Consider the following 7482-nt stretch of genomic DNA (forward strand, 5'->3'; position numbering starts at 1 on the left):
CGTGACAGCAACGATCTCCACGACTTCGGTCACCCCCACCCGGCGGCGGCGACGGTCGGCTCGACTGTCGCCGCTGCTGGTGGCGTTCGTCCTCGTGCCGTTCGCGGTCGAGAGCGTCTGGGTCTTCTGGCCGGCGCTCCAGGGCTTCTGGTTCTCCCTCACCCGCTGGGACGGGATGTCGCCAACCACCTTCGTCGGCGTCGACAACTACGTGGAGATGGCCGGCGACGCCACCTTCCGGGGCGCGCTGCTCAACACGGTGATCTGGCTGGTCCTCTTCGGCGGCCTCTCCGTGCTGGGTGGCTTCGGCATGGCGCTGGTCCTGCAGAAGGAGCGACGTGGGGTCGGCTTCTACCGGGCCGCCCTGTTCACCCCGGTGGTCTTCTCCCTGGTGGTGACCGCGCTGGTCTGGAGGGTCTTCTACCAGCCCGACGGCATCGCCGACACGCTGCTGCGGGCCGTCGGCCTGGAGCAGCTGATCCGGCCCTGGCTCGCCGATCCGCAGACCGCGCTGTACGCGGTGATCCTGCCCGCCCTGTGGCGGCAGATCGGCTACGTGATGGTGCTGTTCCTGGCCGGACTGAAGGCGATCGACCCGGCGCTGCACGAGGCGGCCCGGATGGACGGCGCCAACTCCTGGCAGCGGCTGCGGCACGTCACCATTCCCCAGCTCAAGGGGGTCAACGCCGTCGTGCTGTCGGTCATCGTGATCGATTCACTGCGCTCGTTCGACATCGTCTGGTCGCTGACCAAGGGCGGCCCGTACCACTCGTCGGAGCTGCTCAGCACCTACATGTACTCGACCGCGTTCCAGAGCCTGCGGCTGGGCTACGCCTCCGCGATCGCGGTCGTGATCTTCGTGCTGGCGCTGGCGGTCATCCTCGGCTACCTGGTCCGCGCCTTCCGGGAGGAAGCGTGATGAACAAGCTCCGCACCGGGGGCTTCCACACCGGAATGATCCTGCTCTCGCTGCTCTGGCTGGGGCCGGTCATCTGGGTCGTGGTGATGTCCACCCGGTCGTTCGACGACATCGCCGCCCACGGGGTCGGCAGCCTGCCCCGGTCGTTCACCCTGGACACCTACCGGCAGGCGTGGACCGACGGCGGCGAGCTGCGCGCCCTCATCAACAGCATGCTGGTCACCATCCCGTCGGTGGCGCTGAGCCTGGGTCTGGCCGCGATGGCCGCGTTCGCGCTGAGCCGCTTCCGCATCCCCGGCCGGCGGACCATCCTGCTGCTGATGCTCGCCGGCAACCTGCTGCCACCGCAGATCCTGCTCATCCCGGTGTCCAAGTTCAGCGAGCTGACCGGCCTGTACGACACGCTCTGGGCGCTCATCGCGGTACAGGTCGGCTTCGGGCTCGGCTTTTACACCTTCGTCCTGCACGGCTTCATGCGGGACCTGCCGGGTGAGATCCAGGAGGCGGCCACGATCGACGGCGCCGGCACGGCGCAGATCTTCACCCGGGTGATGCTGCCGCTGACCCGGCCCGCACTGGCCGCGCTCGGGGCGCTCTCCTTCACCTGGATCTTCAACGACCTGCTCTGGGCGATCACCGTGCTGCGCACCGACGACAACATGCCGATCACCCCGGCGCTGCTCGGCCTCCAGGGGCAGTTCGTCTCGTCCTGGAACGTCATCGCCGCCGGCACGGTCATCGCGGCCGTACCGACGGTCGCGGTCTTCCTGCGCTTCCAGCGGCACTTCGTCTCCGGCCTGGCGCTCGGAGCGGTCAAGTGACCGCCACGACGGGGCAGCGCTGGACGCTGCGTGGCGCGCACACCGAGTACACCGTGACCGTGCCGGCGCACGGCCGCTGGCTGGAGCTGGTCGCGTGGGGCCCGCACGGGGTCTCCGACGGCCCGTCCCCGGTCGCCTACGACGGCCCGGTGCCGTTCCTCACCGCCGGGGACGCCGCCCCGATCGAGTACGCGACCGACGCCGACCGACCGTTCACCGGCGCCGACCTGGTCGTCGAGACCGCCAGCGGGGACCGCCGGGTCGGCTTCGTCCACACCGACGTGCGGGCCGATGCCGACCAGCGGGAGCTGGCCGTCGACTTCGCCGACCCGGTGACCGGGCTGCGCGCCACCGTGCACTACCGGGTGCCCGCCGGCACCGACGTGGTGCAGCGGTGGGTCGAGTTGAGCAACGACGGCACCGGTGCGTTGCGGGTCGTCCGGGCCGGGTCGGCCGGGTTCTGCGTGCCGACGCCGCACGGCGCGCTGCTCAGCCACCAGTGGGGGCAGTGGTCGCAGGAGTTCCAGCTCTCCCACGTCGAGCTGGGCCACGGCACGTTCACCATCGGCAGCGCGCAGGGCGTGCCGGGGCACCTGCACGTGCCCTGGCTGGCCGTACGGGACGCCGCCGAGCCGACCGGCCCGGCCTGGGCTCTGGCCCTGGCCTGGACCGGCTCCTGGGAGATCAGCGCCGAGCGGGACACCGGGGGCCTGACCCGGGTCCGGGCCGGCCGGCAGCTGGTCGACGGCCCGCTGGAGCTGGCGCCCGGTGACCGGCTGACGCTGCCCGAGGTGACCGGGGCGTACAGCCCGGACGGCCTGGACGGCCTGGCCCGGGTCTGGCACACCCACCAGCGGCTGCTCGCCGCCGACCGGCTCACCCCGCGCCCGGTGCTCTACAACTCGTGGGAGGCCACCTACTTCGCCGTCGAGGCGAAGAGCCAGTTGGCGCTCGCCGAGATCGCCGCCGAGCTGGGCGTGGAGACGTTCGTGGTGGACGACGGCTGGTTCATCGGCCGCGACGACGACACCGCCGGGCTGGGCGACTGGACGCCGGACCCGGCGAAGTTCCCGGCCGGTTTCGACGCGTTCATCGCCGACGTCCGCGCGCTCGGGCTGAACTTCGGGCTCTGGGTCGAGCCGGAGTGCGTCAACCCGAAGTCGACCCTCTACGCCGAGCACCCGGAGTGGGTCTACGCCGTCCACGGCCGTCCGCTCACCCCGGTCCGCAACCAGTACCTGCTCGACCTGGGCCGCCCGGAGGTCGCCGAGTTCGTCCACTCCACCGTGGACGGTCTGCTCCGCCGGTACGACATCGACTACCTGAAGTGGGACTTCAACCGGCCGCGTACCGAGCCGGGGCGCCCGGGCGGGGTCGGCCCGCTCGACCTGGACGGCGCACACGTGGCCAACCTGCACCGGATCTACGGGCGGCTGCGCCGGGACCACCCCGGCGTGCTCATCGAGGCCTGTGCCGGCGGGGGCGCGCGCACCGACCTGGCGATGGCCGCCCGGGCCGACGTGTTCTGGCCCAGCGACAACACCGGACCGCTGGACCGGCTGGCCATCCAGTACGGCTTCCTGCACGCCAACGCCCCGCACCTGCTCAGCTCCTGGGTCACCGACGCGCCCGGCCTGTTCGACCCCCGCCCGCGAACGCTCGCGTTCCGGTTCGTGCTCGCGATGGCCGGCGTGCTCGGCATCGGCGCGGACATCCGGGCCTGGACCCCCGCCGAGCGGGCCGAGGCGGCCGGCTGGATCGCCCGCTACAAGGAGATCCGGGACGTCGTCACCCACGGCGAGGTGCACCTGATCGGAGGCCCCGACCAGACCCGATGCGCGGTGCAGTACACCGCGCCGGACGAGCGCCGCGTGGTCGTCCTGGCCTGGCACACCGGACGGCTCGACGGCACCGGCCTGCTGCCGTCCCGCCCGGTCCGGCTACCCCTGCGGGGCCTCGACCCGACGGCCCGCTACCGGCACGGCGACCGCCACTACTCCGGCAGCCACCTCGCCGCGGTCGGCCTGCCCGTGCAGTGGAGCCCGACCCACGACGCCGACCTCATCGTGCTGACCCGCGACTGAGGCCGGAGCACCACCACCCCCGCCCCCGAGGGACAGGAGTACCTCCATGCGCCTGAACCGACCGCTGACCGCAGCCCTGGCCGTTCTCGGCCTGGGCCTGGCCAGCCCCATGCCGGCGATGGCCGGCCCACCGCACGCCGACCCACCGAAGGCCGGCGGCCACGGCCACGGCGGACCGGGTAAACCGGGTCACGCCCCCGCCACCGGCGCCGAGGACCAGGGTGCCCCGACCTTCTTCAACAGCGGGCTCGCCCCGACGCCCTACCAGGGCTGGAACACCTACTTCGGTCTCGGTGGCGACCCCACCGAGGCCGAAGTGCGGTCGGTCACCGACTTCATGGTCAGCAGCGGCCTGCGGGACGCCGGCTACACCTACGTCTGGATCGACGGCAACTGGGCCGCGCCCACCCCGCGCAACGAGGCCGGCCAGCTCGTCGCCGATCCCGCCCGCTTCCCGGGTGGGATGGCCGCGCTGGCCGCGTACATCCACAGCAAGGGCATGAAGGCCGGCATCTACACCGACGCCGGACCGTACCTGCCCGGGCAGTGCGGGCTCGGCAGCAACGGCCACTACCAGGCCGACATCGCCCAGTTCGCCGGCTGGGGCTTCGACGCGCTCAAGGCCGACTGGCTCTGCGGCCGGGCCGCCGGCCTCGACCCGGAGACCACCTTCCGTGAGCTGGCCGAGGCGGTACGCCAGTCGCCCCGACCGATGCTGCTGAACATCTGCAACCCGGTCAGCTCCGACTGGGGCGGCGGCCCGTACACCCCGGAGCAGCTCTCCACCTGGACCTACACGTACGCGCCCACCGTCGCCGACTCCTGGCGGACGTACACCGACGTGGGGCTCACCGACCCGACGCCGCAGTGGGCGTTCCCGTGGGTGCTGCGCAACATGGACGTCAACGCGTACCACCCGGCGGCCACCGGGCCGGGGCACTACAACGACCCGGACTACCTGCTGCCGATGCGTCCGCTGCCCGGTGGCGGGTACGAGCTGAGCCTGGAGGAGTCCAAGACCCAGCTCGGCATGTGGTCCATCATGGCCGCCCCGCTGGTCATCGGCTCCGACCCGCGCGGCCTGCCCAGCGAGATGATCTCGGCGTTGACCAACCCGGAGATCATCGCCGTGAACCAGGACCGGCTCGTCCGGCAGGGCGTCAAGGTCGCCGACACCGGGACCGACGCGCAGGTCTGGAGCAAGGTGCTCACCGGCTCGGGTCGGCGGGCGGTCGCGCTGCTCAACCGGCACGACACCGCCCAGGAGATCACCGTCGACTTCGCCGACGTCGCGCTCGGCGGGCCGGTCGCGGTCCGTGACCTGTGGGCCCGCACCACCGTCGACGCTGCGCCGGGCACCGCCGGCGTCCAGCCGTTCACCGGCTCGTACACCGTCCAGGTCCCGGCGCACGGAGTGGCCATGCTCGGCCTGACCGGCACCGACCAGGTCGCCGGCGTCAGCCTCGGCGGCACCGCCAGCGCCAGCCCGGCGCTGGTCCGGGTGGACGACACGCACGCGGCAGCCTTCGTCCGCACGGCGCAGGGCGCGCTGGCGGTGAACACCCGCTCGGGCGCGACCTGGGGGACTGACTGGACCTCCCTCGGCGGCCCGGTCGGCGGTCGGATCCTCGGGCAGCCCGCGGCGTACGCCTCGCCGGACGGCCGGCTCGACGTCTTCGTACGGGGCACCGACAACGCGGCCTGGCAGCGCAGTTACGTCGCCGGGAAGTGGGGTCCGTGGCGCAGTCTGGGCGGCACGGTGACCGACGGGCCCACGGTGGCCTGGACCAGCCCGACCCAGTGGACGCTGATCGCCCGCGGCGCCGACGGCAAGCTCTGGTCGCGCACCCCGGGCAGCGGCTGGACGGGCATCGGCGCGCCCGAGGACCGACCGATCTACGGCCGGCCGAGTGCCGTCGTTGACGACGCCGGCGTGCTGCACGTCGCGGTCCGCAGCCGGACCGACGAGGTGTGGTGGCGCAGCCGGACCGGCACCACCTGGTCGGCCTGGACGAACCTGGGCGGCACCACCAGCGGCAGCCCGACCCTGCTCGCCACCGCGGGCCGGGTGTACCTCTTCGCGTTGGCCGCCGACAACCGGCTCTGGCAGCGCAACCTGGTCGACGGGGCGTGGGGCGGCTGGTTCCGTCGTGGCGAGTTCGCCACCGACGCGTTCCGGGGCGCACCGGGTGCCGCGGCCGGCGCCGACGGCAGCACCTGGCTGGCGGTACGCGGCGTCGACGACCGGGTGCACCAGATCGTCCTCTGATCTCTCGTGGCGTGCCGTCGGCGGTTCCACCCGCCGGCGGCACGCCGTCGGGATCAGGCCGGGACGAGTTCCCGGCTCCCGCGCAGGACGGCCAGGGCCAGTGGCGCGTCCCGGCCTTCGATGCCGGCCACCGTGCCCCGGCCACCGCCTCCGCGGCCCGGCTCGGTTGACCTGCCGCCACGGCGGCCTCGGCCAGCACCAGGACGGCCTCGGCGGCCCACGCCAGGATGCCCTTGCCCCGAGGCGGCCGCCCTAGGCTCGTAGCGTGTCCGTGCCATCGATGGAATCGGCATTCGTGGTATTCGATGCCCAGGATTCGGGCTGTTTGTCCTACGGGGTCGAGGTGGCTGGCCGCCGCTGGCTCATCAAGACGGCTACCACCGCCCGGGGCCGAACGTCACTCGACCGGGCCTGCGCGGTGCACGCCGCAGTCCACCATCCGGTGATCGCGCGTCCAATGCGGACGGTCCACGGCCCGGATGGTCCGACGCTCGTCTACCCCTGGTACGACGGCATCCTGCTGAACCACGCCACCGTGCACGGCGCCGACCGCACCGGGCTGGCCCGATTCCAGCGCCTACCGGTACCGCACGTCGAGGCAGCGCTGGACGCGATCCTCGATGCGCATCTGGCCGTCAGCGCCGCCGGTCTGGTCGCGGTCGACCTCTACGACGGCTGCTTCCTGTACGACTTCTCAACCAGCCGGATCAGACTGATCGACCTGGACGAGTACCGACCAGGTCCGTTCGTGCTGGACGCCGACCGACTGCCCGGCTCGCGCCGCTACATGGCACCTGAGGAGTTCGTGCGGGGCGCGACCATCGACGAGCGGACCACCGTGCATTTGCTCGGCCGCACCCTGCACCACCTCCTGGATGCACCAGAGTGTTGGCAGATCTCATCAGGGGGTTGGCGGGGCAGCGCCGACCAGCGCCGTGTCGTGGACCAGGCGATCACAGCCGCGCCCGCCGACCGGTACCCCGACGTGCCGACGCTGGTCCGTGCCTGGCGGCTGGCGACGCCCTGACCCACGTCACTCGTTGCCCGCCGCCGGGTGCCCGCCGCCCGCCGTCTGGCGCCGCTACCCCGCTGTCCTCCGGCGCCCGCCGTCTGGTCGCCCTGCGCCGGCCGCCGTCCGGTCCCCGCCCTCCGGTGCCCGTCGTTCAGTGCTCGGCGTCCGCCGCGGTCCGCCGCTCGGGGCCGACCGCTCGCTGTCAAGTGTCGCCGGGTGGCCGTGACGTGTGGCCGGGCGCGGGTGGTGGTTTCGACGCGATCCCGACCAGGCGGATCTGGTTGCGGTGGCCGACGTGTGGCCGAGGCCTACTGGCCACAGCTCAAGGGTCGTCTTCACGTGCGCCGGTGGTAGTGGTTGCGGCGGGGGAGTTGGGT

5 protein-coding genes are annotated in these 7482 nt (G+C 72.7%); all 5 read left to right on the top strand.

Features of this window, described 5'->3' with window-relative positions; all coding sequences use genetic code 11:
• Position 1: 1 nt before the first annotated feature.
• The 5 genes from EAD89_RS14865 (at position 2) to EAD89_RS14885 (ending at position 7120) form a co-directional block, all read left to right on the top strand.
• Positions 2–919: a carbohydrate ABC transporter permease gene (locus EAD89_RS14865; RefSeq protein ID WP_121676099.1), complete on the top strand. Its 918-nt coding sequence runs from the start codon at positions 2–4 to the stop codon at positions 917–919.
• Positions 919–1740, top strand: a complete 822-nt coding sequence (locus EAD89_RS14870) for a carbohydrate ABC transporter permease (protein ID WP_121676100.1) — start codon at positions 919–921, stop codon at positions 1738–1740. Before EAD89_RS14865 ends, EAD89_RS14870 begins: the two co-directional genes overlap by 1 nt.
• Positions 1737–3824: an alpha-galactosidase gene (locus EAD89_RS14875; protein ID WP_121676101.1), complete on the top strand. Its 2088-nt coding sequence runs from the start codon at positions 1737–1739 to the stop codon at positions 3822–3824. The genes EAD89_RS14870 and EAD89_RS14875 overlap by 4 nt, the downstream gene beginning before the upstream one ends.
• 46 nt (positions 3825–3870) lie before the next feature.
• Positions 3871–6093 carry a glycoside hydrolase family 27 protein gene (locus EAD89_RS14880; protein WP_121676102.1) on the top strand — a complete coding sequence of 741 codons (2223 nt, stop codon included), beginning with the start codon at positions 3871–3873 and terminating at the stop codon, positions 6091–6093.
• Positions 6094–6550: 457 nt separating this feature from the next.
• Positions 6551–7120 carry a serine/threonine protein kinase gene (locus EAD89_RS14885; RefSeq protein ID WP_233578680.1) on the top strand — a complete coding sequence of 190 codons (570 nt, stop codon included), beginning with the start codon at positions 6551–6553 and terminating at the stop codon, positions 7118–7120.
• The last annotated feature ends 362 nt before the right edge of the window (positions 7121–7482 follow it).

Origin of the sequence: Micromonospora sp. BL4 (genome assembly GCF_003667505.1) — a bacterium.
Taxonomy (GTDB): Bacteria; Actinomycetota; Actinomycetes; order Mycobacteriales; family Micromonosporaceae; genus Micromonospora.